The organism is Alsobacter sp. SYSU BS001988, from assembly GCF_054796215.1.
Genome location: NZ_JBTAMK010000017.1, coordinates 1 through 26,461, shown reverse-complemented (window position 1 = coordinate 26,461; position 26,461 = coordinate 1). Strand labels below are relative to the sequence as shown.

Sequence of the window (26,461 nt, the reverse complement as noted above, 5' to 3'; positions counted from 1 at the left end):
ATCTCGGTTCGGCGCGGTTGCGAGCGCGGGTTATGGGGCGGCCCTCCGGCGCCGTCAAACGTGTGGTGCGCCGCCGCGCGCTGTGGCGCTAGTCTGGCCCTGTGAGCGACCTGACCGCCGAAGACTCCGCCGAGCCCGACCGGATGCCGCTCGGGAGGGCGGCCGCTTGGCTGGGCGGCGCCCTGCGCCGCGGCGCGCGCGCGGCCGTCGACCTGGTCTATCCCCCGTCCTGCGCGGCCTGCAGCGCCGCCACCGACCGGCCGCACGCGCTGTGCCCCGCCTGCTGGCGCGGCGTGCCCTGGATCGAGCGTCCCTATTGCGAACGGCTGGGGACGCCTTTCGCCGTGGACCTCGGGGAGGGGCTCCTGTCGCCGGGCGCGATCAGCGCGCCGCCGGTCTTCGAGCGGGCGCGGGCCGTCGCGCGCTATGACGGGCTCGGGCGCGAGCTCGTCCACAAGCTGAAATACGGCGACCGGACGGACCTTGCGCCCATGATGGGCCGCTGGATGGCCCGCGCCGGGCGCGACGTGCTGGCGGAGGCCGACCTGGTGGTCCCGGTGCCGCTGCACCGGGGACGGCTCTGGCGCCGGCGGATGAACCAGGCCGCGGCGCTGGCGTCGGTCGTGGCCCGCGCCTCGGGCCGGGAGCTGGCGCTCGACTGCCTGGAGCGGCGCAGGCCCACCCGCTCGCAGGTCGGGCTCACCCGCAACGAGCGGGCCGACAACCTGCAGGGCGCCTTGGCCTGCACGCCGGCCGGCGCCCTGCGGCTGAGGGGGCGGCGCGTCCTGCTGGTCGACGCCGTGATGACGACCGGGTCCACCGCCAACGTCGCATCGCGCGCGCTCCTGCGCGGCGGGGCAGCGGCGGTGGACGTGCTGACCTTCGCCAGCGTGTGCCGGCCGGCGTGACGCGCGCCACGCAAGGCCCCGTCCTACGCCGCCGCTTGGATGGCGGCGACGGCTTGCCTATATGACGGGCGAACGATCAAGAAGCCGGAGCCTTTCCATGCCGCCCGTCACGATCTACAGCAAGTCCTACTGCCCTTATTGCCATTCGGCCAAGGATCTCCTGCGCCTGAAGGGCGTCGCCTTCCAGGAGATCGACGTCACCACCGACCGCGCCGGGCAGGCCGAGATGGCGTCCCGCGCGCAAGGGCGGACGACCGTGCCGCAGATCTTCATCGGCGACCGCCATGTGGGCGGCTGCGACGATCTTTATGCGCTGGACCGGGCGGGCAAGCTCGATCCATTGTTGGCGGCCTGACGCCACGCAACCCTAAAGCCCCCGACAGGACGAATCATGAGCCGCTCTTCCTTCGTCGCCGCCTGCGCCCAGATGCGGTCCGGGCGTGATCCCAAGGCCAATATCGACCAGGCGGTGGGCCTGATCCGCGAGGCCGCGACGGCGGGCGCCGCCTATGTGCAGACTCCGGAGATGTCGAACACGGTCAACCGCGACCGGGCCGGCCTGTTCGATGCGATCTCGCCCGAAGACCGGGACCCCATGCTGGAGGCCTTCCGGACGCTGGCGCGCGAGAGGCGCGTCCACATCCATGCGGGCTCGCTGGCGATCTTGCGGGACGACGGAAAGGTCGCCAACAGGGCCTTCCTGATCACGCCGAACGGCGAGATCGAGGCGCGCTACGACAAGATCCACCTGTTCGACGTCGACCTGCCGAATGGCGAAAGCTGGCGCGAGAGCCGGACCTATACGGGCGGCGACTGCGCGGTGGTGGCCGACCTGCCGGCCGGACGCCTCGGCCTGTCCATCTGCTACGACGTCAGGTTCGCCTATCTCTACCGCGCGCTGGCGGAGGCCGGGGCGGAGATCCTCACGGCCCCGGCCTGCTTCACGCGGCAGACCGGCGAGGCTCATTGGGTGGTGCTGCACCGGGCGCGGGCGATCGAAACCGGATCCTTCATGATCTCCGCCGCGCAGGCCGGCCTGCACGAGGACGGGCGCGAGACCTTCGGCCATTCCATCATCGTCGACCCGTGGGGCCGCGTGCTCGCCGAGGCGGGCGACCAGCCGGGGGTGGTGATGGCGGAGATCGACATGGCCCTCGTGGCGGACGCCCGCGGCCGCATCCCGACCCTGCAGCACACCCGCACCTTCGACCTGGACCATGTCGAGGCCCCTGTCGCGAAGGCGCCTCTGGCGAGGTCCGCCTGAATCGGCGAGGCGTCGGCCCGTGATGGAAAACCCTGCGCGATGATCCGTTACGCCCTCTCCTGCGAGGCCGGACACAGCTTCGAGACCTGGTTCCGGGACAGCGCCGCCTTCGACGAGCAGGCGGAGCGCGGGCTGGTGGCGTGCCCGTTCTGCGGTTCCGCGAAAGTGGCCAAGCAGATCATGGCGCCGCGCGTGGCCCGGACCGATCTCGACGTCGTCCGTCGCGACGCGCCGGCCGCCGAGGAGGGCGAAGCCGCAGCGGCTCCGCCCGGCCCGCCGGCCGATGCGCCGGCCTCTCCGGTGGCGCTCCTGTCCGAGCGCGACATCGCCTTCCGCGAACTCGTGAAGGCGGTCCGCGAGCAGATCAGGGCCACGTCGGAGGACGTCGGCCGCGGCTTCGCCGCCGAGGCGCGGCGCATGCACGAGGGCGTGAGCGCCTTCCGGTCGATCTATGGGCAAGCGACTCCCGAGGAGGCGCAGGCTCTGGCGGATGAAGGCATCGACGCGGTCGCGATCCCCTGGCTGTCGGACGACCGGCATTGACGAGCGGCAACTCGGGGTTGCTCATAGATCTGAAAGATCTACCTTAGATTGCTGATCTTTCGTGCATCGACGGTCATAACGCTTAACCTTTCGGTGGCAAGATACGCCCATTGCTGGATTGGGCGCCGCCGAAACGATGCTTGTTCTCCCCAAATTATTTCGAAAGTCGCAGAATACCGCCGATTCAGCCCCCGTTGCGGCTGAGGGCGCTGGGGAGGCCGCCGGCCGGCCGCATGGCCGCATTCAGGATCTTCTGGAAAACCGCGACGGCAGCGAAACCATCCGCCTGACGCAGGCCGACGTGTTCCGCAGCGTGCGCGAGGTCGGAGACGCCAATATCGAGCTGCGCCGCCGCCTGCGCGACGCCTTCGGGCTCGTCGAGCGCCTGCGCGGCAAGGCGCAGACCTTCGCCGGGATGGCCGAGGTGGCCCGCAACAGCTCGGGCGCCATCTCGGCCGCGCTGCGCGACCTGGCGGCCGCCAGCCACACGATCGGCACCCGGATCAGCAAGTCGAGCGAGACGGTCGACGCCGCGGAGGCCCGCGCCCGGCGCGCCAGCGAAGGCGTCGGGCAGCTGCGCGACTCCGTCGCCGAGATCGGCCAGGTGGTGAACCTCATCGCCTCCATCGCGCGCCAGACCAACCTCCTGGCGCTCAACGCCACCATCGAGGCCGTGCGCGCCGGAGACGCCGGGCGCGGCTTCGCCGTGGTGGCGTCGGAGGTGAAGGCGCTGTCCATCGCCACCCAGGAGGCCACGACCCGGATCGCCACCACGATCGACAAGGTGAGGGCCAGCGCGCTGACCTCCATCGACGACGTGGCCACGCTGGGCGAGGCGATCAACGACCTGCGCGAGTCCTTCGCGACCGTCGTCGACGCCGTGTCCATCCAGGTCGCGACCACGACCGACATCGGCCGAAGCGCCGCCGACGCGGCCCAGTTCGCCGAGGAGGTGAACGCCGAAGCGGTCCTCATCGACGAACTCGGCGACGAGGCGGTCCAACTGGCCGCCGAGGCGGACGTCGCGTCCGAGAAGACCGCCGCCACCATCACGCGGCTCGGCGAGAACGCCGCCATCCTGGTCCGCCAGGCCGACACGCAGGAGACCGTCGCCGACCGGCTGCCGGTGGTGATGGCCGCCCGGCTGCATGTGGGCGAGCGGGTGCTGGCGGTGCAGACCGGCAACCTCTCGCTCGACGGCGCCTTCGTGCATACGGGCGACGCCTCGCTCGACGACGTCGGCCGCGCCGTGGCGCTCGAGGTCCCGTCGCTGGGGCGCTTCGAGGCCCGCGTCGCGTCGGTGCGGCGGGACGGCCTGGGGCTGCGCATCCTGCAGGCCGACCAGGCGTCGCGGTCGGCGCTGCGCAACCTGCTCTCGCAGCTGCACGAGGACTACGCCCCGCTGCTGACGCGCAGCTCGGCGCTGGCCGAGGCGGTGGCGGCGCGCTTCGAGGTGCTCATCCTGGAGGGCTGGCTCTCCGCCTCCGACCTGTTCGACACGGGCTACGTGGCGGCGCCGGGCTCCGACCCGCCGCGGTTCAGCATCGCGTGCCTGCCCGTCATCGAGGAGGCTCTCGGGGAGATCATCGAGGCGCACTGCGCCGCGCGGCCGCGGCCCCTGGCCGCGCTCGTGGTCGACCGCAACGGCTTCTGCGTCGAGGCGCGGGGCTCCGCCGCGCAGGCGCGCGGGCTCGCCCGCCGCCTCCTCGCGGACGGCCCGGCGCTGGCGGCCGCCCGCAACCTGCGGCCGAGCCTGATCCACTCCTACCGGGCCGAGTTCGGCGATCCGCAGAGCGACGTGGTCCGGGAGGTCGCGGCCCCGATCTTCGTCCAGGGCCGGCACTGGGGCAATGTCCGCACCGCCTATGGGCTGGACGCCGGCGCCGCGCCGGGGGCGGCCTTGGGCCCGGCGCAGACCATGTAGTTCACGGACATGTCGGACGAGGTGCGCCAGGTCCGGCTCAGGGGGTTGTAGACCACCCCGACCTCGTCGCGCAGCTTGAAGCCGGCGCCGTGCAGCGCCGCGGCGAGCTCCTCCGGGGTGACGAACTTCTCCCACTGGTGGGTGCCCTTGGGCAGCCAGCCCAGCACGTATTCCGCGCCGACGATCGCCAGCGCGAAGGCCTTCATGGTCCGGTTGAGAGTGGCCATGAAGAGGAGCCCGCCCGGCTTCACGGCGGCGCAGCAGCTCTCGACGAAGAACCCGACGTCGGACACGTGCTCCACCACCTCCATGGCGAGCACCACGTCGAAGCGCGCGCCCTCGGCCACGAGGTCCTCCACGGCGGCGCGCCGGTAGGCGACGTCGAGCCCCACCTTCTCGGCGTGCAGGCGGGCCACCTCGACATTGGTCGGGGCCGGGTCGATCCCGGTCACGGTCGCGCCCATGCGGGCGAGGGGCTCGCAGAGCAGGCCTCCGCCGCAGCCGACGTCCAGGACCGTAAGTCCCTCCAGGGGCCGCCCGTCCTGCGCGTCCCGCGCCCAATGGCGGGCGACGGCGTCGCGCACATAGGCGAGCCGGACCGGGTTGAACCGGTGCAGCGTCTTCATCGCCCCGTCCGGGTCCCACCAGGTCCTGGCGATGCGCTCGAAGCGGGCCACCTCGGCTTCGTCGATCGTTCCGGCGCCAGCGCTCATCGGGTCCTCCGTCCTGTGCAATGCACGCCGCGGCCGTCCGGGGCCGTTGACAGCTCCAGGCGCCGCCGTCATGAGTGTGCGCCCTTTTCCGACGACAGTCGCCGCGGCGCAAGCCGTCGCCGCTGTCGCACCGACACCGGACGCGAAGACCCGCATGGCCCGTCTCGTCATGAAGTTCGGCGGCACCTCAGTCGCCAACATCGAGCGCATCAGGAATGTCGCTCAGCACGTCAAGCGCGAGGTCGACGCCGGCCATCAGGTCGCCGTCGTGGTGTCGGCCATGTCGGGCAAGACCAACGAGCTCGTCGGCTGGTGCAAGGACGCCAGCAGCCTCTACGACAGCCGCGAATACGACGTGGTGGTGGCCTCCGGCGAGCAGGTCACGTCCGGCCTGCTGGCGCTGGCGCTGCAGAACCTGGGCGTCCCGGCCCGCTCCTGGCAGGGCTGGCAGATCCCGATCCTGACGTCGGACGCGCATGGCTCGGCCCGGATCACCGGCCTGGACGGCGCCCGCCTGGAACAGGGCTTCGCCCGCGGCGAGGTCGCGGTGGTGTCCGGCTTCCAGGGGGTCCACGAGGCGACGTGGCGCATCACGACGCTCGGCCGCGGCGGGTCCGACACCAGCGCGGTCGCGCTGGCGGCGGGCGTCAAGGCGGACCGCTGCGACATCTACACCGACGTGGACGGCGTCTACACGACCGATCCGCGCATCGTCTCCAAGGCGCGCCGCCTCGACAAGGTGGCCTTCGAGGAGATGCTGGAGATGGCGTCGCTGGGCGCCAAGGTCCTGCAGGTGCGCTCGGTCGAGCTCGCCATGGTTCACAATGTGCGCACCTTCGTGCGCTCGTCATTCGACGACCCTGCCAACCCGCAGGCGGGTACTCTCATCTGCGACGAGGAGGAGATCGTGGAGCAGCAGATCGTCACGGGCATCGCGTACTCCAAGGACGAGGCGCAGATCACGCTCCGGCGCGTGGCCGACAAGCCCGGCGTGGCGGCCGCGATCTTCGTGCCGCTGGCCGACGCCAACATCAATGTCGACATGATCATCCAGGTCGTGTCGGACGACACCACCACCACCGACATCACCTTCACGGTGCCGACCGCCGATTTCGAGCGGGCGCGCTCGATCCTGGAGAAGAGCCGGTCCGAGATCGCCTACCAGACGCTCCAGGGCGCCACGGACGTGGTCAAGGTGTCGGCGATCGGAGTGGGGATGCGCAGCCACGCCGGCGTGGCCGCCAAGGCCTTCAAGGCGCTGGCCGAAAAGGGCATCAACATCCGGGCGATCACGACCTCGGAGATCAAGTTCTCGATCCTGATCGACGCCGCCTACACGGAACTGGCGGTCAGGACCCTGCATTCGCTCTACGGTCTCGACAAGGCCTGAGCCCTGCAGGACCCCGCCGGGGCTGTGGCGCAGCGTCGGCGTGGACTTTGCATGACGCCCTGATGGTAGGGTAATGGTCTCGGGAACGGAGGTTCCGTTCCGACCCCGATTCGTGGCGCAGGCGCTGCGCCGCGGACGGACAGACGGTGAGGATACTGATGCGAGGCGCTCTCGGCGGTCCGCGCCTTTTGCTGCGACGCCTCCGCGAAGTCATGGCGGAGCCCGTCAGCGCGCAGGCGCGTCTCGACAAGATCGTCGTGCTGATCGCCAACAACATGGTGGCGGAGGTCTGCTCGTTTTATGTGCTGCGGGCCGACGGCACGCTCGAGCTCTACGCCACCGAGGGACTGAAGCGCGAGGCCGTCCACCTCACCACCATGACGGCCGGCGAAGGCCTGGTCGGCCTGATCGCCCAGAAGGCGCAGCCGCTCAACCTGCCCAACGCGCAGTCGCATCCGGCCTTCGCCTACAAGCCGGAGACGGGCGAGGAGATCTACCAGTCCTTCCTGGGCGTGCCGGTGCTGCGGGCCGGCAACACGCTGGGCGTGCTGGTCGTGCAGAACCGGGCGCACCGCCTCTACTCCGAGGAGGAGGTGGAGGCGCTGCAGACCACCGCGATGGTGCTGGCCGAGATCATCGCCTCGACCGAGTTCCAGACGCTGGCGCGTCCCGGCGCGGACATCGCGCTGCGGCGGCCCTTCAGCCTGTCGGGCCAGCCGCTGTCGGACGGCGTGGGGCTCGGCCATGTGGTGCTGCACGAGCCGCGCGTCGTCGTCTCCAACCTGATCGCGGACGATCCCGGCCGCGAGGTGCGCCGCCTCGACGAGGCGGTCGCCGACCTGCGCTCCTCGATCGACGCCCTGATCGACCGCGGCGACGTCGCGCATGGGGGCGAGCACCGCGAGGTGCTCGAGACCTTCCGGATGTTCGCCCACGACCAGGGCTGGATCCGGCGCCTGCGCGAGGCGGTCGCGTCGGGCCTCACGGCCGAAGCCGCCGTGGAGCGGGTGCAGTCCGACAACCGCGCCCGGATGATGCGGCAGACCGATCCCTACCTGCGCGAGCGGCTGCACGATCTCGACGAGCTCGCCAACCGCCTGCTGCACCGCCTCGTCGGGCGCGAGATGGTGGGCGGCCAGGCCGCCCTGCCGGAGAACGCCATCCTGGTGGCGCGCTCCATGGGGCCGGCCGCCCTGCTCGACTATGACCGGCGCCACCTGCGCGGGCTCGTGCTGGAGGAGGGCGGACCCACCAGCCACATCGCCATCGTGGCGCGCGCGCTCGGCATCCCGGCCGTCGGCAATGTGGAGAACATCGCCGGACTGGCCGAGACGGGCGACGCGCTGATCGTCGACGGCGGCGTCGGCCAGGTGCATCTGCGGCCGCAGCCCGACGTCGAGGCCGCCTTCCGCGAGAAGGCGCGGCTGCGCGCCCGCCGCCAGGAGCAGTACCGGGCGCTGCGCGACCAGCCCGCCGTCACGCAGGACGGCGTGCGCGTGTGCCTGCACCTCAACGCCGGCCTGGTCGTCGACCTGCCGCATGTCGAGGAGACGGGCGCGGACGGCATCGGGCTGTTCCGCACCGAGCTGCAGTTCATGGTCGCCGAGCGGCTGCCGTCGACGGCCGAGCAGCTCGCGCTCTACCGCGCCGTGCTTGATTCGGTGCCGGGCAAGACCGTCACGTTCCGCACCCTGGACATCGGGGGCGACAAGGTCCTGCCCTATATGCGGGCCGTGGAGGAGGAGAACCCGGCGCTCGGATGGCGGGCGATCCGCATCGGGCTGGACCGGCCGGGGCTGCTGCGCGCCCAGGTCCGCGCGCTGCTCAAGGCGGGCGGCGGGCGCGAGATGAAGATCATGTTCCCCATGGTGGCGACCGTGGACGAATTCGTCCGCGCCAAGGCCATCGTGCAGCGGGAGATCGGCCATCTGGAGCGCCACGGGCACCAGCTCCCGTCCGAGGTGAAGCTCGGCGTCATGGTCGAGGTGCCGTCGCTGCTGTTCCAGATCGACGAGATCGCGCGCGAGGCGGACTTCCTCTCGGTCGGGTCGAACGACCTCATGCAGTTCCTGTTCGCGGCGGACCGCGAGAACCCGCAGATGGCGGACCGCTTCGACCCGCTTCACCCCGCTTGCCTGCGCGCGCTGAAATGCGTGGCCGACGCCGGCGCGCGGCACGACATTCCGGTCACGCTGTGCGGCGAGCTCGGCGGACGGCCGCTCGAGGCGATGGCGCTGCTCTCGCTCGGCTACCGGTCCCTGTCGATGTCGCCGGCCTCGATCGGCCCCGTGAAGGCCATGCTGCTGTCGCTCAACCTGCAGGAGCTGACGGACCACCTGGGCTCGCTCCTGGAGGAGCGCACCGCGGCCGACACCCTGCGGCCCCACTACGTCGCCTTCGCCAAGAAGCACGACATCGCGTTGTAGCCGGCGTCCCTTCGCCGCCGCCGCCCTCCGCCCCCGGAAGATGCCATGACGCTGCCGCTCCAGAAGCTCGACGCCATCCAGTCGCGACATGCGATCATCACCGATCGGCTGTCGTCCGGGCCGGACGCCGAGACCTATGTGGCCCTGTCGCGGGAGCTTTCCGAGCTCGATCCCGTGGTCGCGGCGCTGCGCGACTACCAGGCGGCGCAGGCCGAGCTGGCGGGGGTCGACGCCATGCTGGCCGACCCGGCGACCGACGCGGAGATGCGCGAGCTGGCCCGGTCCGAGCGCGACGAGGTCGCCGAGCGGGTGGACGCGCTGGAGCGCCAGGTGCGGCTCATGCTGCTGCCCCGGGACGCGGCCGACGAGCGCGGCGCCATCCTGGAGGTGCGCGCCGGAACGGGAGGCGACGAGGCGGCCCTGTTCGCCGGGGACCTTTTCCGGATGTACCAGCGTTACGCCGAGATGAAGCGCTGGAAGGTGGAGATCCTCTCCGAGAGCGAAGGCACGATGGGCGGCTACAAGGAGATCGTGGCCGAGGTGCACGGCAAGGGCGTGTTCGCCCGCCTGAAATTCGAGAGCGGCGTCCATCGGGTGCAGCGCGTCCCCGACACCGAGACCAGCGGCCGCATCCATACCTCCGCCGCCACGGTGGCGGTGCTGCCGATCGCCGAGGACGTCGACGTGCACATCGACGAAAAGGACCTGCAGATCGACACCATGCGGGCGCAGGGCGCGGGCGGCCAGCACGTCAACAAGACCGAGAGCGCCATCCGCATCACCCATCTGCCGACCGGCATCGTGGTGATGATGCAGGAGGAGCGCTCGCAGCATCGCAACAAGGCCAAGGCCATGGACCTGCTGCGCAGCCGCGTCTTCGACATGGAGCGCCAGAAGCGCGACAGCGAGCGGGCCGCCGACCGGCGCTCGCAGGTCGGCTCGGGCGACCGCTCGGAGCGCATCCGCACCTACAACTTCCCCCAGGGCCGGGTGACCGACCACCGCATCAACCTCACCCTCTACAAGCTGCCGCAGGTGATGGAGGGCGCGGCGCTGGACGAGGTGGTCGACGCGCTCACCACCGAGCATCAGGCGGCGCTCCTGGCCTCGCAGGAGGGCTGACCGATGACCGAACCAGGCCCGGGGACGAACGCGGGCGCGCCGGACCCCATCGGCGCGATCGGCCCCGACACGACGCGCCTGGCGGCGCTCAAGCATCTCGGCGAGGCCTTTCGGGCCGCCGGCATCGAGACGGCGCAGCGCGACGCGCGGCTGCTCACGCTGGAGGCCGCGGGCGTGAAGCACGCCGACCTGATCCGCTCTCCGCGCGAAACGCTGGGCGAAGCCGCCTCGTCGAAGCTGCGCGACTTCGCCTCGCGCCGCCTCACCCGCGAGCCGGTGGCGCGCATCCTGGGCGAGTGGGAGTTCTGGAGCCTGCCCTTCACCCTGGCGCCGGACGTGCTGACGCCGCGCCCCGACAGCGAGACGGTCGTGGCCGCCGCGCTGATCGCCCTGAAGGAGCGCCGCCACGCCAGCGAGGGCCTGCGCATCCTGGATCTCGGGGTCGGCTCCGGCTGCCTGCTCGTGGCCTTGCTGCACGAGCTGCCGGGCGCGACCGGGGTGGGGGTGGACGTCGCCCCCGGCGCGGTCGAGACGGCGCGCTTCAACGCCGCCCGCAACGGCGTGGGCGACCGGGCCGAGATCCTCCTCTCGGACTGGGCCGAGGCGGTGCAGGGCCGGTTCGACCTCGTCGTCTCAAATCCGCCCTACATCGCGGACGCGGTCATCGAGGGCCTCGAACCGGAGGTGCGCGACCACGACCCCCGGCTGGCGCTGTCGGGCGGCCCCGACGGGTTGCAGGCCTACCGGGCCATCCTGGAGGCGCTGCCGCAGATCCTCGCCCCGGACGGGGTGCTGGCGCTGGAGATCGGTTCGGACCAGGCGCAATCCATTCCCGCCCTGTTCCTGAAAGCCGGCTACGCGGTGGAGGGACCCTTCGCGGATTTCGGCGCCAGGCCGCGCGCGGTGATCGTACGCAGGAGCGCCGAACCGTCCTGAATCGTCGCCCTGGACGCAGTTCGGCTGTGCATCGATGCCACAGCCCTTGATTTCTCGCGGGTCGTGCAGACATGAGATGAGGAATTCGCTTGGTCTTGGAGGCCGAAGCGACTAGGGTGACGGCCAATGACGTCGTCGGGCAGCGCCGCGCGCAGCGCAGGCCAGCACCGTCGAGATCTCTCCCTTCGAGGACAGACCGGCAGGTTCACCACGGGAAAGATCTCCGGAGTTCGTTCCTGATCCCCGAAGGATCGGTTTCGAGCCGACGACATGCTCCGGAACTGGAGGCGTTCTACCGCACGCGATCGAGCGGCGGCGAGAAGGTCGACCGGCGTGGCGTGCAACGTATCGCGCGAGCAGCGGACGGAAGGGCTTGAAAGCCTCGACTGAACCCAGACCTCTGGCAAGGAGCAGCGACCCGCATGGGCACGGCCTCGCAGCGGCGGTCCGGCATGGACAACGAACAGCTTTGAAGGACGTTCGATGAGACCCAATCATCAGAACAACAATAACAACAGCAAGCGTATGCGTGGACGCAACCGCGGCGGAAAGGGTCCCAATCCCCTGTCTCGCAGCTATGAGTCCAACGGTCCGGACGTGAAAATCCGCGGCACGGCGCAGCACATCGCCGAGAAGTACCTGCAACTCGGTCGCGACGCGCAGGCCTCCGGAGATCCGGTCACGGCCGAGAGCTACCTGCAGCATGCGGAGCACTATCTGCGCCTGATCGCAGCCGCGCAGGAGCAGTTCCGGCAGCAGAACCCGAATTACCGTCCCTTCGAGATCAACGATCCCGACCAGGACGACGGGGACGAGGACGGCGCTCCCTATGCGGGCGGGCCGCAGCCGGACGTGCGCTTCCCGCAGGCCGGGATGGACGGCGAGGGCGACTACCAGCCGCGCCAGTTCCAGCCGCGCGAGCAGCGGGACAACCGCGACCGCGAGTACCAGCCCCGCGAACAGCGCGGCGACTACCAGCAGCGGCAGCCGCGTGAGCAGCGCGAGTTCCAGCCGCGCGGCGAGCGGGAGTTCCGCCCCCGCGAGCCTCGCGAGCAGCGGGACTTCCAGCCTCGCGACCGCGAGCAGGGCGAGCAGCAGCCGCGCGAGCAGCGCCAGCCCCGCGAATTCCGCGAGCGCGAGCCGCGGGAGTTCCAGCCCCGCGAGCAGCAGCGCGACTTCCAGCCGCGCGAGAGCCGCGAGCAGCCGGAGTTCCAGCCCGAGGCGCCCCGCGAGGCCCGCGAGCCGCGCGAGAGCCGCTTCCCCCGGCGTGGACCGCGTCAGGACCGCCCGGTCGGCGACCGGCGTCCCGAGGCGCGCGCCGAGCGCGCCCCCGAGGCGCCCGAGCCCGCCGGGACGGCGTTGCCGGCCTTCATCACCGCTCCGGTGAGGACCGTCGCGCCGAGCGAGGCCGACGCCCCGCCGCACGTGGCCGAGGCCGCGCCCACGCCCGCCGACAGCGCCGAGGATCCGGCTTTCGCCGTCCGTCCGCGCCGCCGCCGCGCCGCCAAGCGCACCGAGGAGCCGTCGCCGGCCGACGCTCCGGCCGGTGAATGATCGCGGCGCAATGAGACCCGTCTGAGACCATCAGGCCTGCCGGCCCAGCCGGCGGGCCTTTTTCGTTGCGCCCCCTGGCGTGACGCTGGCGCGAGCCGCCGGCGGGGTGACAGGGCGGCCCGCATCCGTTAGGCACCACGGCATGTTCAAAGGCCTCTATCGCTGGACGCTGTCCCTCGCGGAAAGTCCTCGCGCCACCTGGGCGCTGGGCGCGATCGCGTTCGCCGAGAGCTCGTTCTTCCCCATCCCGCCGGACGTCATCCTGGTGCCGATGTCGCTCGCCCGGCCCAAGCTGGCCTGGCGCTACGCCGCCATCTGCTCCGTCATGTCGGTGCTGGGAGGGATCCTGGGCTACGCCATCGGGGCGCTGCTGTTCGACACGGTCGGCCAGTGGCTGATCGGCCTCTACGGCTATGGCGCGAAGATGGACGTGGTGCGCGACGCCTACGCCAAGTGGGGCGCGCTGTTCATCCTCGTCAAGGGGCTCACGCCGATCCCCTACAAGCTCGTCACCATCGTGAGCGGCCTGCTGGCCTATAATTTCCCGCTCTTCGTCCTCCTGTCGCTGATCACCCGCGGCGCCCGGTTCTTCATCCTGGCCGGCCTGCTGCACCGCTTCGGCGATCCGATCCGCACCCTGCTGGAGAGGCATTTCGCCGTGTTCATGGGGGCGATCCTGTTCTTCATCGTGTTCGGCTTCTGGATCGCCGCGAGGCTGGTGTGATGACGACGCCGACCGCCCACGCGCTCGCGCCTTCGCGCGCCCGCCTCACCCCGGCCCGGCTCACCGCCGCCGTGGCCCTGGGCGGCGCGGCCACCATCGGGGGCGCGCTGTTCATCGAGCATGCGCTGGGCGTGAAGCCCTGCGAGCTCTGCCTGGTGCAGCGCATCCCCTATTACGCCGGCGTCCCGCTGGCGGCCGTGGCCGCCTGGGCGGCGGCGCGGCGCCCGCGCCATCTCCTCACCACGGCGCTGGTCGCCTCCGCGGCGCTGGTGTTCCTCGTGGCCGCGGCGCTGGGCGGCTACCACGCGGGCGTCGAATGGGGGCTGTGGGCCGGCCCCAGCGACTGCACGGGACCGGTGACCAAGCCGGCCGCGATGGGCGATTTCCTGAAGCAGCTCCAGACCACCAAGGTGATCCGCTGCGACGAGGTCGCGATGCGGATCTTCGGACTGTCGCTGGCGGCCTGGAACTTCGTCATCGCCAGCGGCCTGGCCCTCGCGGCGGGCTACGCCGCCTGGCGCACCCGGGCGCGCTGACGCGCCCGGCGCGGCTCACCGGCCCATCTTCTCCTTCAACTCGTCGATGCGCTTGGAGGCCTCGGCCTTGTCGAGCTTCGGGTCGAAGGCGTCGGGGTCGTGCGCCTCTTCGGAGAGGGTCTTCAGGTAGGAGGCCTGCGCGCCCGTCATCGGCTCCTCGCCGGTGACCCAGTCGTCGGGGTCCTTGATCTGGTTGGAGTTGGGCGGCGCCGCGTCGCTCGGCTTCTTGGGGTTCTCGCCCGTGAAGGGCGCATCCTGCGGATTGCGGCTGTGGGTGGCGGCGGGGGACGGCTTGCTCGACATCGCGGGCCTCTCTGTTCCGTTTTCGTTCATGATCAGGAACGCGGCGCCCGGCCTCTTGTTCCGGCGTTCGGGGCGGCGTCCGGCGCGGCTTTCGGCCGCCGCGGCGCGGGTCTAAGCTGCGCCGGGCGCCAGGCCGGATCGGCCCGGGCTCCGCCCCCCCGCGAGGACGACCGCTTGACCTCCATTCCGTCTCTGTCCGCCCGCGAACTCCTGGCCCTGTACGCAGCGCGCCGCCTCAGCCCCAGCGAAGCCGTCGAGGAGCTGATCCGCCATATCGCCCGGCGCGAGCCGGAACTGTGCGCCCTCTATCTGTTCGACCCCGACGCCGCCCGCGCCGCCGCGGCGGCCTCGACGCGCCGATGGGCGCGGGGCGAGCCGGCGGGCCCGCTCGACGGCGTGCCGGCGACCATCAAGGAGAACATCGCCACCATCGGCGCGCCCACGCCGCTGGGCGCGGCGGCGACCCCGCTCACGCCGTCGACGCACGACGCGCCCCCGGCGGCGCGGCTTCGCGAAGCCGGCGTGGTGCTGCTCGCCAAGACCACCATGCCCGACTACGGCATGCTCTCCTCCGGCCTGTCGAGCTTCCACAAGCTCGCCCGCAACCCGTGGGACCCGCGCATGACGCCCGGCGGCTCCAGCGCGGGCGCAGCCGCGGCGGCGGCGGCCGGCTACGGGCCGCTGCATCTCGGCACCGACATCGGCGGGTCCGTGCGCCTGCCGGCCGGCTGGTGCGGCCTCGTCGGCCTCAAGCCCAGCGCCGGGCGCGTGCCGATCGATCCGCCCTATCTGGGCCGGGTTGCGGGGCCGATGACGCGCAGCGTGGCCGACGCGGCGCTGATGATGTCGGTCCTGTCCCTCCCCGACCCCCGGGACGGCACCAGCCTGCCGCCTCAGGCCGTGGACTGGAACGACCTCTCCGTCGACCTCAGGGGTCTGCGGCTCGGCCTGCAACTGGACATCGGGGCCGGCCTGCCGCTCGACCCGGAGGTGAGGGCGGCCGTCGAGCGCGCGGCCTCGCTGTTCGAGGCGGCGGGCGCGATCGTCGAGCCGGTCGCCCCCGTGCTGACGCGCGAGATGCTCGACGGTCTGGACGATTTCTGGCGCGTGCGCGCCTGGGACGACGTCTCGCGGCTGGCGCCGGCGCAGCGCGACCTGATCCTGCCCTATATCCGGGCCTGGGCCGAATCGGGCGCGGCGCGCAGCGGGCTCGACGTCATGCGCGGCTACAACCGCACGATGGAGATGCGCAAGGCGGCAGGCGCGCTCTTCGCCGCTCACGACTTCGTGCTCTCGCCCACCTCGCCGGTGCCGAGCTTCCCGGCCGAACAGGCCTCGCCGATCCACGATCCGGAGCGCCCGTTCGAGCATATCGGCTACACGGTGGTGTGGAACATGGCGGAGAACCCCGCCGTCTCGATCAACGCCGGCTACACCGCGTCAGGCCTGCCGATCGGGCTGCAGATCGTGGGCCGCCGCTTCGACGACCGGGGCGTGCTGGCCATGGCGGCCGCCTTCGAGGGCCTGCGGGGCGAGCAGCGGCCCTGGCCCATCTGAGCTATTTCCGGGCGGCGGCCTTCAGCAGCGTCAGGGCGTCCTCGCTCGACCACTCGGCCGGGCCCGCGATGGAGGCGAGTTCGCAGCCCTTCGGATCCACGATCAGGGTGGTGGGCATGCCGAAGGCCTTCCCGATGGCCTTCAGGTCCTGGAAGATCTTGGCGCTCGGATCGGAGTGATAGGCGAGGCGCGTGACCTTGTTGTCGGCCAGCCACTGCCGCGGCTTGTCGAGGTTGCGAGTGTCGATGTTGACGGTCACGACCTGGAAATCGTCGCCCCCGAGCTTCTCCTGCGCGGCGTCGAGGGCCGGCATCTCCTGCCGGCAGGGCGCGCACCAGGTGGCCCAGAGGTTCAGCAGGACGGTCCGGCCCTTCAGGTCGGCCAGCGACATAGGCTTGCCGTCCGGGCCGTTGAAGGCCAGCGCCGGCAGGGGCTTCGGCGCCTTGGAGACCTGCACGGCCGCGACCTCGCCGCGCGCCAAGGGCTGCATGGCCTGCGCGACGGCCAGCGCGGGGGCGCAATCCGCATCGCCGGCGTTGCCCCAGCCGGGGTTCGTCCCGTATAGGACGGCCAGCCCGAGCCCAAGCGCGGCCGCGACGCCCACCCCCGCCACGACGAGCGCGCGGCGACGGGGCGCCGTCGCGGATGCGGCCGCGGTCTGCGGGCGTTCCGCCCCGGGCGTCCTGTCCGTCCTGTCCGTCATGTCCGTCCTGCGTTGGAAAGTTCGAAAGCCATGAGCAACACGATGTGGGGCGGCCGTTTCGCCAGCGGTCCCGACGCCATCATGGAGGAGATCAACGCCTCCATCGATTTCGACAAGACCCTCTGGCGACAGGACATCGCCGGATCGAAGGCCCATGTGGCCATGCTGGCGAAGCAGGGGATCGTCGCCGAGCAGGACGCGAAGGCCATCGCCGATGGTTTAGCCGCGGTGCACGCCGAAATCGAGGCGGGAGATTTCACGTTCTCGCGGTCCCTCGAGGACATCCATATGAACGTGGAGTCCCGGCTGGCCGAGATCGTGGGGCCCGCCGCCGGCCGGCTGCACACCGCGCGCTCGCGCAACGACCAGGTCGCGACGGACATGCGGCTGTGGGTGCGCGACACCGTCGACCAGCTCGACGCGCAGCTCGCCGACCTGCAGACGGCGCTGGCCGAGAAGGCGCTCGCCTTCGCGGGCGCGGTGATGCCGGGCTTCACGCATCTGCAGTCGGCGCAGCCCACCACCTTCGGCCACCATCTCCTGGCCTATGTCGAGATGCTGGGCCGCGACCGCGGCCGCTTCGCCGACGCGCGCCGGCGCATGAACGAATGCCCCCTCGGGGCCGCCGCGCTGGCCGGGACCTCGTTCCCGATCGACCGCCACATGACGGCCGCGGCGCTGGGCTTCGACCGGCCCACGGCCAACTCGCTCGACAGCGTCTCGGACCGCGACTTCGCCCTGGAGAGCCTGGCGGCCGCCTCGATCGCCGCCGTCCACCTGTCGCGCTTCGCCGAGGAGATCGTGCTGTGGACCACGCCGCAATTCGGCCTGGTGAAGCTCTCCGACAAGTTCACGAGCGGCTCCTCGATCATGCCGCAGAAGCGCAACCCGGATGCGGCCGAGCTCGTCCGCGGCAAGGCGGGACGGATCATCGGGGCGCTGAGCGGCCTGCTGATCGTCATCAAGGGACTGCCGCTCACCTACGCCAAGGACATGCAGGAGGACAAGGAGGGCACCTTCGACGCCCTGCGCTCGCTGTCGCTCTGCATCGCCGCCATGGCCGGCATGGTGCGCGACATGGAGCCCGACCAGAAGGCCATGAAGAAGGCCGCCGGGCTTGGCTACGCCACCGCGACCGACCTCGCCGACTGGCTGGTGCGCACGCTGCGGACGCCCTTCCGGCAGGCGCATCACGTCACCGGGCGCATCGTCGCGCTCGCGGCGGAGAAAGGCGTCGGGCTGGAGAAGCTCTCGCTCGCCGAGATGCAGGCCGTCGAGCCCGCGATCACGCACGACGTCTTCGAGGTGCTGGGCGTGGACCGCTCCGTCCGCAGCCGCACCAGCTACGGCGGCACCGCGCCCGCCGAAGTCCGCAAGCAGGCCCGCCGCTGGCTCGCCCGACTCGGCAAGGAGAAGGGGTGAGAGGGGCGCATCTGCAAATCGCAGGTTCCCGCCGCTTTCGCCCCGTAGGGCTTTCGCTATAGTGCCGCTGTCCTTGGAGTCCCGCCGGTGCCTTCCTCGAATTCGTCGCTGTCGTCGCGTTCCGTCGCGCTCGCGCTGAGCCTTGTCTTGCTGGCCTCCCTCGGGGCGTGCGGCCGCAAGGGAGCGCTGGAGCCGCCTCCGGGCGCGGTCGCGGCGAAGCCCGACCCGCTGGGCGGGATCGATCCCGAGACGGACCAGCGCACCATCGCGCCCTCGATCGCGCCGGTAGCCTCCGGCCGCCAGAAAGCGAAGGGCAAGCCGATCACGGCTCCCAAGGAGCCCTTCATCCTGGACCCGATCCTCTAAGGCAGGCGTTCCGCCATGCACCATTTCGATTACCGCGCCGGCGTCATGCACGCCGAGGACGTCGACCTGCGGCGGATCGCCGACGAGGTGGGCACGCCGTTCTATTGCTACTCCACGGCCACGCTGGAGCGGCATTACCGCGTCTTCGCCGAAGCCTTCGCGGATGCGCCCTCGCTCGTCTGCTACGCCATGAAGGCGAACTCCAACCAGGCCGTTCTGAAGACGCTGGCCCGGCTCGGCGCCGGCATGGACGTGGTGTCGGAGGGCGAGCTGCGCCGCGCCCGCGCGGCCGGCGTGCCGGGCTCGCGCATCACCTTCTCGGGCGTCGGCAAGACCGCCCGCGAGATGGCCTACGGCCTGGATGAGAACATCCTGTGCTTCAACGTCGAATCCGAGCCCGAGCTGGAGGCGCTGTCGGCCGTGGCGGCCGCCAAGGGCATGAAGGCCCGCATCGCCCTGCGGGTGAACCCGGACGTCGACGCGCGCACGCATCACAAGATCTCGACCGGCAAGTCCGGCGACAAGTTCGGCATCCCGATCTCGCGGGCGCGCGAGGTCTACGCCCTCGCGGCGACGCTGCCGGGCGTCGTGGTGACCGGCGTCGACATGCATATCGGCAGCCAGATCACCGACATGCAGCCCTATGACGACGCCTTCGCGCTGCTGTCGGACTTCGTGCGCGAGCTCAGGTCGGACGGCCACGCCATCGACCATGTCGATCTCGGGGGCGGGCTGGGCATCCCCTATCGCGAGGACAATGCGCCGCCTCCCACCCCGGAGGACTACGCCAGGGTGGTCAAGCGCCACACGCGCTCGCTCGACTGCACGCTGGTGTTCGAGCCCGGCCGCTTGATCGTCGGCAACGCCGGCGTGCTGGTCACGCAGGTGATCTATCTGAAGCACGGCGACGGGAAGGACTTCGTCATCGTCGACGCGGCGATGAACGACCTGATCCGCCCGACGCTGTACGAGGCGCATCACGACGTGAAGCCCGTGACCGAGCCCGCCGCCGGCGCGCCCCGCATCACCGCCGACGTGGTCGGCCCTGTCTGCGAGAGCGGCGACTACCTGGCCAAGGACCGCGAGATGGCTGCGCCTTCCGCGGGGGACCTTCTGGCCGTGATGACGGCCGGCGCCTATGGGGCCGCCCAGTCCGGCACCTATAACAGCCGCCTGCTCGTCCCGGAGGTGATGGTCACCGGGGCGTCTTACGCGGTGGTGCGGCGGCGGCCCAGCTATGACGAACTGATCGGCCTCGATTCGATTCCGCCCTGGCTGCGGGCGGCCGAGCCCGTCGCCAGCCGCTGACGCCCTCAGCGCCGGAAGGACGCCAGGCCGAGCCAGCGGCCCTGCAGCTGCAGGATCGCGGTCGTGAAGACCCCCATGGCGTCGCCCGCCTCCTGCATGACGCTCGCCGGAGAGCCGGGTGGCGCGGTCACGATGGCCAGCACGCTGTCGGATTCGAAGGTCAGTTCGGCCGAGAACTTGCGCGCCAGGCCCTGCATGGCGCGGTTGTGGGCGAGGCAATTCATGTAGAGACGCCTGAGGCGCCGGTTGCGGGCGGCCGTGATCAGCCGGGAGAACAGCTCCGTGGCCAGCCCCCTGCGGCGGAAGTCGCGCTCGATGCTGAAGGCCGCCTCCGCCTCGCGGCTGTCGAAGGGGCGCAACTCGGCGACGGCGCGCAGGCGTCCCGCCTCCACGAAGCCGAACAGCACGGCGTCGCCCGCGAAGGCCTGCTCGGCGTAGCGCGCCAGGAAGCTGTCGCTCGCCCCCATGGCGAAGCGGTCGCGGCGGGTGTCGGGATCGAGCCGGATCAGATGCTCGCGAAAGAGCGCGACATCGGCGGCGCCGAGCCTTCGAAAGATCCCGCCGGGGGGTGCGGCCTGTCCCATGTGTCGGTTCCTGTTCTCGAGGTCCCGAGCGTCTCTCCCGAATCGTACGTGTTTGCTGCAGTGCAACATGGCGCGGCGAGGCCGCGGCATCAAGGGCGCGGCGGCGTTCCGTCGCGCCTGGCGGCGGCCCGGGGCTTGCGATCCGGGCGGCGAGCCTCTATCGGCTTGGGGCGACCACGCCCGAACGAGGAAGCGACGAATGAAAGCCCGCGTCACCGTCACGTTGAAGAACGGCGTCCTCGACCCGCAGGGCAAGGCCATCGAGGGCGCGCTGCGTTCGCTTGGCGTTTCGGGCGTCGACAGCGTTCGGCAGGGCAAGGTGTTCGACGTCGAGCTCTCCACGCAGGACAAGGCCCGCGCCGAGGCGGCCCTGCAGGAGGCCTGCGAGAAGCTGCTCGCCAACACGGTCATCGAGAATTACCGCGTCGAGATCACGGGCTGAGCCATGAAATCCGCCGTCGTCGTCTTCCCCGGCTCCAACCGCGACGGGGACATCATCCGGGCGATCCGGGCCGGGACCGGCCATGAGCCGGCCTCCGTCTGGCACGCGGACCACGCCTTGCCGGCGGGGACGGACCTGGTCGTCCTGCCGGGCGGCTTCAGCTATGGCGACTATCTGCGCTGCGGGGCCATCGCGGGGCGCGCCAACATCATGGACGCGGTGCGGGCCCATGCGGCGCGCGGCGGGCTGGTGCTGGGCGTCTGCAACGGCTTCCAGATCCTGGTGGAGTCGGGCCTGCTGCCGGGCGTGCTGATGCGCAACTCCCAGCTGCGCTTCGTGTGCAAGATGCAGCACCTGCGGGTGGAGCGGGCCGACACGCCCTTCGCCAACCGCTACACGACCGGCCAGGTGATCGAGGTCGCCATCGCGCATGGCGAGGGCAACTACATCGCCGACGAGGACACCATTCACGCGCTCGAGGCCGAGGGCCGGGTGGCGTTCCGCTATTGCGACGCGCAGGGCCGGATCGGCAGCCGCGCCAACCCGAACGGCTCGTTCAACGACATCGCCGGCGTCTATTCCGAGCGGTTCAACGTGCTCGGCATGATGCCGCACCCCGAGAACCTCATCGACCCGCTCGTCGGCGGGACGGACGGGCTGGCCCTGTTCCAGAGCCTGGTCTCCGGGACCCCCGCGGCGGCCTGAGCCGCCTCCCAATAGAGCTGCGGCCTCGGCTCCGGACCGAGGCCGCGCACCGCGCCTCACCGTTACGCAAACTCACATGGTGAGGCGGATGGACGTGATCTCGTCGGCGATCTGCTGGAACACGCCGTTCAGCTGGCTGGCGCTGGTGACGTCGTAGTATTTCGACGTGTCCGAGGCGCAGCTCTTCAGCAGGGCGGCGTTTCCGTTCATCACCCGGATGGTGTAGAGGGCGATCTTGTTGGCGCTCTTCTTGACTTCGTCGCAGGCCAGCTTGGTGCGCTGGTCCATCTGGTAGACGCTGTCGCCGAAGCGGTTCTGGGTGTTGTCGCCGTCGGTCAGCATGATCATGAACTTGTCGACCTCCGGCGTCCCGAAGGCCGCGCCGCCGGTGAATGGCGCGCCGGGCGACAGCGAGGCGAGGCCCCAGGCCAGCCCGATCGCGATATTGGTGTTGCCGGTCGCGCTCATGCTGTCGATCGACGTGCGCATCGCCCCGAAATTCGACGACAGCGGCGACATCAGCGCGAGCTGGTTGCCGAACGTGCAGGACTGCACGGCCGGATACTTGGCCATCGGGACGTCATTGGTGTCGTAGCCGCTGTTGCGGTCGGTGACGCAGCCCGTCCAGGTCGCCTTGTTGACCCCATAGGAGGCGAAGTCGAGCCAGGAGTCGTTGCGGTAGGCCGCGGCGTCCATGTGGACCTGGGTGTTGAACGGCACCAGCGCGATCTTGATCTGGTCGGGCTCCTTGGAGGCGGTCTCCAGCGTGCTCACCAGGGTCTTGGCCGCCTTCTTCAGTTCGGTGATCTTCGCGCCCGCCATCGAGCCGGTGTTGTCGAGCACGAGGGCGACCTCGATCTTGCGCGTGCCCCAGGCGGCCTGCCCGGAGGCGGCGAGCGCCACGTCGTTGAGGCCCGCGAGCTTCATGAAGGTCGTCGGGTAGAGGCCCTTCACGTCCACGTTCACGGTCTTGCCGGTCTTGGTGACCGTCAGGCTGTTGCGCAGGAACTGCCGCGCCGTCCGGTTCGGGCCGGCGTCGGTCCATTGGGACGAGAACGCGCCCTCGAAATAATCGACGCCCTTGGCCTGCAGGTCCGCGTCGGTCAGCTGGCCGGCCTGCTTGGCCATCGCCAGAGCGGTGGAGTCGGCGGCGGACTGGAGCCGCGCCTGGATCCCGGTCGCGCGGTCGTAGTCGACGGCGCTGCCCACCGCCAGCAGGAGCGGCAGGAGCCCGACCGCGAACATGACGTTGACGGAGCCGCGGTCGTCGGAAGCGAGGCGTTTCAGAATGGACATCGCAGAGGCCCTCTTGGCGTTCTGCAACTCCAGGTTTCAAAGACCGGGCCAACGGTTGTTTGAGGCGAAGTGTCTCGTCATTCGAATGCAACCGACGCGAGTAGTCGCCGAAAACGGGCGTCGAGGCTCGATTCGGCCGGAATCCCCTCGTCCGGGGCGTCCCAGTTCGGCACGACCCCTGCGCCGGGTCCCGGCCCGGCACGCTTGCGCATTGCCATGCGGCGCCGGCGCCTTTATGCGATGGCGAGACGCGGGCGGCGTCGGGCCTTGGCCCCGTCGCAGCCTCACGCCGCAGGACGAAGCGCACCGAGAGAGGGCGACCGTGATCCCCAACGCCGTCAAGATCACTCCCGAACTCGTGGCCGAGCATGGCCTCAAGCCGGACGAGTACCAGCGCATCCTCGGCCTGATCGGGCGCGAGCCCACCTTCACGGAGCTCGGCATCTTCTCGGCGATGTGGAACGAGCACTGCTCCTACAAGTCGTCGCGCCTGCACCTGAAGACGCTGCCGACCTCCGCCCCGTGGGTGATCCAGGGCCCGGGCGAGAACGCCGGCGTCATCGACATCGGCGACGGGCTCGCCTGCGTGTTCAAGATGGAGAGCCACAACCACCCGAGCTATATCGAGCCCTATCAGGGCGCGACGACGGGCGTGGGCGGCATCCTGCGCGACGTCTTCACCATGGGGGCGCGCCCCATCGCCTGCCTCAACGCCCTGCGCTTCGGCGACCCGAGCCACCCGCGCACGCGCCACCTCGTGGCCGGCGTGGTGGCGGGCGTCGGCGGCTACGGCAACTCCTTCGGGGTGCCGACCGTGGGCGGCCAGTTCGGCTTCCACACCCGCTATGACGGCAACATCCTGGTCAACGCCATGGCGGTGGGCATCGCCAAGGCGGACGAGATCTTCTACGCGGCCGCGACCGGCGTCGGGAACCCCATCGTCTATCTCGGCTCCAAGACGGGCCGCGACGGCATCCACGGCGCCACGATGGCGTCGGCCGAGTTCGACGACAAGTCGGAGGAGAAGCGCCCGACCGTGCAGGTCGGCGACCCCTTCGCCGAGAAGCTGCTGCTGGAGGCGTGCCTGGAGCTGATGCAGACCGGCTCGGTCATCGCCATCCAGGACATGGGCGCGGCCGGCCTCACCTGCTCGGCCGTCGAGATGGGCGCCAAGGGCGGCCTCGGCGTCGAGCTCGACCTCGACAAGGTGCCCTGCCGCGAGGAGGGCATGTCGGCCTACGAGATGATGCTGTCGGAGAGCCAGGAGCGCATGCTCATGGTTCTGGATCCCGCCAAGGAGAAGCAGGCCGAGGCGATTTTCGTGAAATGGGGCCTCGACTTCGCGGTGGTGGGCCGGACCACCGACACCAAGCGCTTCGTCGTCCGCCACCGCGGCGAGGTCATGGCCGACCTGCCCATCATGGAGCTGGGCGACGAGGCCCCGGTCTATGACCGCCCGCACATCGCCAACACCCACCAGCCCGTGCTCTCGCCCGCCGACGTCCCGGCCCCGATGGCGAACGCCGAGGCGCTGGTGCGGCTGATCGGCTCGCCGGACCTGTGCTCCAAGCGCTGGGTGTGGGAGCAGTACGACCACCTCATCCTGGGCAACACCGTGCAGCAGCCGGGCGGCGACGCCGCCGTGGTGCGCGTGCTCGACGGCCCCAAGGGGCTGGCGCTCACCTCCGACGTCACGCCGCGCTACTGCGAGGCCGATCCCGTCGAGGGCGGCAGGCAGGCCGTCGCCGAAGCCTGGCGCAACATCACGGCCGTCGGCGGCCTGCCGCTCGCCGTGACCGACAACCTCAATTTCGGCAATCCCGAACGGCCGGACGCCATGGGCCAGTTCGTGGGCTGCATCCGGGGGATCGGCGAGGCCTGCCGCGCGCTCGACTTCCCGATCGTGTCGGGCAACGTCTCGCTCTACAACGAGACCAACGGGCGCGGCATCCTGCCGACGCCGACCATCGGGGCGGTCGGGCTTTTGGACGACGTCACGGTCAACGCCTCCGTGGCGTTCAAGGCCGAGGGCGAGGCCATCCTGCTCGTCGGCGAGACGCAGGGCTGGCTCGGCCAGTCCATGTATCTGAAGGAGATCGACGGCCGGGAGGAGGGCGCTCCGCCCCCGGTCGACCTTGCGGTCGAGCGCCGCAATGGCGATTTCGTGCGCGGCCTCATCCGCAACTGGGGCCTGCGCACCGTGCATGACCTGTCGGACGGGGGCCTGGCCGTGGCGCTGGCCGAGATGGCGATGGCGCGCGGGATCGGGGCGACGATCGACGCGCTGCCCTCCGGCGCATCCGCCCATGCGGTCCTGTTCGGCGAGGACCAGGCGCGCTACCTCCTGGCCGTCCCGGCCGACCGGGCCGAGGCGGTGCTGGCCCAGGCCGCGGCGTCCGGCGTGCCGGCGCAGCGGATCGGACGGACCGGCGGCGACGCGTTGACGCTGCCCGGCGAGGCCCCCATATCGGTCGAGACGCTGCGCCACGCGCATGAATCCTGGCTGCCCGACTACATGGCCGGCCATCCCACCACCGCAGAACGCCTCTGAGAGGACACCCCCATGGCCATGGACGCGCGCGAGATCGAGCGGCTCATCAAGGAGGCGCTGCCGGACGCCACGGTCGAGATCCGCGACCTCGCGGGCGACGGCGACCACTACGCCGCCACGGTCGTGTCCTCGGCCTTCCGGGGCAAGACGAGGGTGCAGCAGCACCAGCTCGTCTACGGGGCCCTCAAGGGCAATATGGGCGGGGTTCTGCACGCCCTTGCGCTGACGACCGCGACACCCGAATAATACACCCACGAACGGCGCGCCTTGACCGCGCACGAGCGAAGGACGAAGCGATGAGCATCCAGGACACGATCAAGACCGAAGTCGCCTCCCAGGACGTGGTGCTGTTCATGAAGGGGACGCCGCAGTTCCCCATGTGCGGCTTCTCCGGGCAGGTGGTCCAGATCCTCGATTATCTGGGCGTGCCCTACAAGGGCGTGAACGTGCTCGAGAACGACGAGATCCGCCAGGGCATCAAGGACTTCGCCAACTGGCCGACGATCCCGCAGCTCTACGTCAAGGGCGAGTTCCTCGGCGGCTGCGACATCGTCCGCGAGATGTTCCAGTCGGGCGAGTTGCAGTCGCACCTCACCCAGAACGGCGTCCCGCTGAAGCAGCCCGCCCAGGCCTGATCCCAGTCTCATCCCCTTCTCCCCGGCACGGGGAGAAGGCAGCCCGACGGGCCGGAAGAGGGGATACGTAGCCAAGCGGCGGCGCCCCTCACCCCAGCCCTCTCCCCGTTCCGGGGCGAGGGGGCGTGCTGCGGCCCTTCTCCAACATCCCAGCCCACCACCCCCTCATCCTGAGGAGCCATGCGCAGCATGGCGTCTCGAAGGACGAGGGGGCGTTTGCATGAGACCACCCCCCGTCATCCCCGGCGCGCTGCAGGCGCGGGAAGGGGATCCAGAGCGGCGGGCGGAGGGCGCCTCTCGCCACCCCTCCTGGATCCCCTTCCCGGCGCTCCGCGCCGCCGGGGATGACGCTTGACAAGCGGATAAAATTCCTATAATTCTGTCCATGCTCCGGTCCACGGAGGGGCGTCTGCAGCGTGACGGATGTGGATCGGGGGCGGCGGCCGTCAAAGCCGGGCTCACGACCCGGTCGAGGCGGCGGACGGAAGACAAGGTCCGACCAGCGAAGCGCGAAGGGGCTGAAAGCGCCCCGGGATCTTCCTTTCATCC

Annotated in this window: 26 protein-coding genes; 21 read left to right on the top strand and 5 right to left on the bottom strand. The window is 70.7% G+C overall.

Annotated features, from left to right (window positions below):
• Window positions 1-143: 143 nt before the first annotated feature.
• The 5 genes from ACYVO7_RS22045 to ACYVO7_RS22025 all read left to right on the top strand — a co-directional run bounded on the left by ACYVO7_RS22045 (window position 144) and on the right by ACYVO7_RS22025 (window position 4,639).
• Entirely contained in the window at window positions 144-908 is a 765-nt protein-coding gene (locus ACYVO7_RS22045) for a ComF family protein (RefSeq protein ID WP_460451999.1), read from the top strand.
• Window positions 909-1,005: 97 nt separating this feature from the next.
• Window positions 1,006-1,263: a glutaredoxin 3 gene (grxC, locus tag ACYVO7_RS22040; RefSeq protein ID WP_460451933.1), complete on the top strand. Its 258-nt coding sequence runs from the start codon at window positions 1,006-1,008 to the stop codon at window positions 1,261-1,263.
• A gap of 36 nt (window positions 1,264-1,299) precedes the next feature.
• Window positions 1,300-2,172, top strand: coding sequence for a carbon-nitrogen hydrolase family protein (locus ACYVO7_RS22035; protein ID WP_460451932.1), 873 nt, complete (start codon window positions 1,300-1,302; stop codon window positions 2,170-2,172).
• Window positions 2,173-2,211: 39 nt separating this feature from the next.
• Window positions 2,212-2,715 (top strand): DUF1178 family protein, encoded by a 504-nt coding sequence (locus ACYVO7_RS22030; RefSeq protein ID WP_460451931.1) that lies wholly within the window; start codon window positions 2,212-2,214, stop codon window positions 2,713-2,715.
• A gap of 301 nt (window positions 2,716-3,016) precedes the next feature.
• Complete coding sequence (locus ACYVO7_RS22025) at window positions 3,017-4,639, top strand: methyl-accepting chemotaxis protein (protein WP_460451930.1); 1,623 nt, start codon at window positions 3,017-3,019, stop codon at window positions 4,637-4,639.
• Here the strand turns inward: ACYVO7_RS22025 and ubiG are convergent.
• Window positions 4,579-5,352 (bottom strand): bifunctional 2-polyprenyl-6-hydroxyphenol methylase/3-demethylubiquinol 3-O-methyltransferase UbiG, encoded by a 774-nt coding sequence (ubiG, locus tag ACYVO7_RS22020; RefSeq protein WP_460451929.1) that lies wholly within the window; start codon window positions 5,350-5,352, stop codon window positions 4,579-4,581. The two genes, ACYVO7_RS22025 and ubiG, sit on opposite strands and share 61 nt — an antisense overlap.
• A gap of 154 nt (window positions 5,353-5,506) precedes the next feature.
• Here ubiG and ACYVO7_RS22015 point away from each other — a divergent pair, with 154 nt between their 5' ends.
• From ACYVO7_RS22015 to ACYVO7_RS21985, 7 genes are all read left to right on the top strand, one after another.
• Window positions 5,507-6,742: an aspartate kinase gene (locus tag ACYVO7_RS22015; RefSeq protein ID WP_460451928.1), complete on the top strand. Its 1,236-nt coding sequence runs from the start codon at window positions 5,507-5,509 to the stop codon at window positions 6,740-6,742.
• Window positions 6,743-6,900: 158 nt separating this feature from the next.
• A complete protein-coding gene (gene ptsP, locus ACYVO7_RS22010) occupies window positions 6,901-9,168 on the top strand; it encodes a phosphoenolpyruvate--protein phosphotransferase (protein WP_460451927.1) in 2,268 nt (755 codons plus the stop codon).
• Between the two features lie 45 nt (window positions 9,169-9,213).
• Window positions 9,214-10,290 (top strand): peptide chain release factor 1, encoded by a 1,077-nt coding sequence (gene prfA, locus ACYVO7_RS22005; protein ID WP_460451926.1) that lies wholly within the window; start codon window positions 9,214-9,216, stop codon window positions 10,288-10,290.
• Between the two features lie 3 nt (window positions 10,291-10,293).
• Complete coding sequence (prmC, locus tag ACYVO7_RS22000; RefSeq protein WP_460451925.1) at window positions 10,294-11,226, top strand: peptide chain release factor N(5)-glutamine methyltransferase; 933 nt, start codon at window positions 10,294-10,296, stop codon at window positions 11,224-11,226.
• A gap of 483 nt (window positions 11,227-11,709) precedes the next feature.
• Window positions 11,710-12,780, top strand: coding sequence for a DUF4167 domain-containing protein (locus ACYVO7_RS21995; RefSeq protein WP_460451924.1), 1,071 nt, complete (start codon window positions 11,710-11,712; stop codon window positions 12,778-12,780).
• Between the two features lie 142 nt (window positions 12,781-12,922).
• Window positions 12,923-13,504, top strand: coding sequence for a YqaA family protein (locus tag ACYVO7_RS21990; protein ID WP_460451923.1), 582 nt, complete (start codon window positions 12,923-12,925; stop codon window positions 13,502-13,504).
• Window positions 13,504-14,040 (top strand): disulfide bond formation protein B, encoded by a 537-nt coding sequence (locus tag ACYVO7_RS21985; protein ID WP_460451922.1) that lies wholly within the window; start codon window positions 13,504-13,506, stop codon window positions 14,038-14,040. The genes ACYVO7_RS21990 and ACYVO7_RS21985 overlap by 1 nt, the downstream gene beginning before the upstream one ends.
• A gap of 15 nt (window positions 14,041-14,055) precedes the next feature.
• Here the strand turns inward: ACYVO7_RS21985 and ACYVO7_RS21980 are convergent, their stop codons facing one another.
• On the bottom strand, window positions 14,056-14,343 hold the full coding sequence (locus ACYVO7_RS21980; RefSeq protein WP_460451921.1) for a DUF3072 domain-containing protein: 288 nt from the start codon (window positions 14,341-14,343) through the stop codon (window positions 14,056-14,058).
• A 174-nt stretch (window positions 14,344-14,517) separates the two neighbouring features.
• Here ACYVO7_RS21980 and ACYVO7_RS21975 point away from each other — a divergent pair, with 174 nt between their 5' ends.
• Entirely contained in the window at window positions 14,518-15,900 is a 1,383-nt protein-coding gene (locus tag ACYVO7_RS21975) for an amidase (RefSeq protein WP_460451920.1), read from the top strand.
• 1 nt (window position 15,901) lies between these two features.
• Here ACYVO7_RS21975 and tlpA read toward each other — a convergent pair whose 3' ends face one another.
• On the bottom strand, window positions 15,902-16,603 hold the full coding sequence (gene tlpA / locus ACYVO7_RS21970; RefSeq protein WP_460451919.1) for a thiol:disulfide interchange protein TlpA: 702 nt from the start codon (window positions 16,601-16,603) through the stop codon (window positions 15,902-15,904).
• Window positions 16,604-16,633: 30 nt separating this feature from the next.
• Here tlpA and argH point away from each other — a divergent pair, with 30 nt between their 5' ends.
• The 3 genes from argH (at window position 16,634) to lysA (ending at window position 19,699) form a co-directional block, all read left to right on the top strand.
• On the top strand, window positions 16,634-18,025 hold the full coding sequence (gene argH / locus ACYVO7_RS21965) for an argininosuccinate lyase (protein WP_460451918.1): 1,392 nt from the start codon (window positions 16,634-16,636) through the stop codon (window positions 18,023-18,025).
• An 87-nt stretch (window positions 18,026-18,112) separates the two neighbouring features.
• Entirely contained in the window at window positions 18,113-18,391 is a 279-nt protein-coding gene (gene lptM, locus ACYVO7_RS21960) for an LPS translocon maturation chaperone LptM (RefSeq protein WP_460451917.1), read from the top strand.
• A 15-nt stretch (window positions 18,392-18,406) separates the two neighbouring features.
• A complete protein-coding gene (lysA, locus tag ACYVO7_RS21955; protein WP_460451916.1) occupies window positions 18,407-19,699 on the top strand; it encodes a diaminopimelate decarboxylase in 1,293 nt (430 codons plus the stop codon).
• 5 nt (window positions 19,700-19,704) lie between these two features.
• Here lysA and ACYVO7_RS21950 read toward each other — a convergent pair whose 3' ends face one another.
• On the bottom strand, window positions 19,705-20,283 hold the full coding sequence (locus ACYVO7_RS21950; protein ID WP_460451915.1) for a GNAT family N-acetyltransferase: 579 nt from the start codon (window positions 20,281-20,283) through the stop codon (window positions 19,705-19,707).
• A 199-nt stretch (window positions 20,284-20,482) separates the two neighbouring features.
• Between ACYVO7_RS21950 and purS the strand changes: the two genes are divergently transcribed.
• Window positions 20,483-20,725 carry a phosphoribosylformylglycinamidine synthase subunit PurS gene (gene purS / locus ACYVO7_RS21945; RefSeq protein ID WP_406855086.1) on the top strand — a complete coding sequence of 81 codons (243 nt, stop codon included), beginning with the start codon at window positions 20,483-20,485 and terminating at the stop codon, window positions 20,723-20,725.
• Between the two features lie 3 nt (window positions 20,726-20,728).
• The gene (purQ, locus tag ACYVO7_RS21940) at window positions 20,729-21,430 is read left to right on the top strand and encodes a phosphoribosylformylglycinamidine synthase subunit PurQ (protein ID WP_460451914.1); all 702 of its coding nucleotides are present in this window, start codon (window positions 20,729-20,731) and stop codon (window positions 21,428-21,430) included.
• 72 nt (window positions 21,431-21,502) lie between these two features.
• Here purQ and ACYVO7_RS21935 read toward each other — a convergent pair whose 3' ends face one another.
• Window positions 21,503-22,726 carry a VWA domain-containing protein gene (locus ACYVO7_RS21935; RefSeq protein ID WP_460451913.1) on the bottom strand — a complete coding sequence of 408 codons (1,224 nt, stop codon included), beginning with the start codon at window positions 22,724-22,726 and terminating at the stop codon, window positions 21,503-21,505.
• Window positions 22,727-23,051: 325 nt separating this feature from the next.
• Between ACYVO7_RS21935 and purL the strand changes: the two genes are divergently transcribed.
• Genes purL through grxD form a run of 3 tightly spaced genes read left to right on the top strand, consistent with a single transcriptional unit; the run spans window position 23,052 to window position 25,912 of the window.
• On the top strand, window positions 23,052-25,277 hold the full coding sequence (gene purL, locus ACYVO7_RS21930) for a phosphoribosylformylglycinamidine synthase subunit PurL (protein ID WP_460451998.1): 2,226 nt from the start codon (window positions 23,052-23,054) through the stop codon (window positions 25,275-25,277).
• Window positions 25,278-25,289: 12 nt separating this feature from the next.
• A complete protein-coding gene (locus ACYVO7_RS21925; protein ID WP_460451912.1) occupies window positions 25,290-25,523 on the top strand; it encodes a BolA family protein in 234 nt (77 codons plus the stop codon).
• A 50-nt stretch (window positions 25,524-25,573) separates the two neighbouring features.
• Window positions 25,574-25,912, top strand: a complete 339-nt coding sequence (grxD, locus tag ACYVO7_RS21920) for a Grx4 family monothiol glutaredoxin (RefSeq protein ID WP_406855082.1) — start codon at window positions 25,574-25,576, stop codon at window positions 25,910-25,912.
• The last annotated feature ends 549 nt before the right edge of the window (window positions 25,913-26,461 follow it).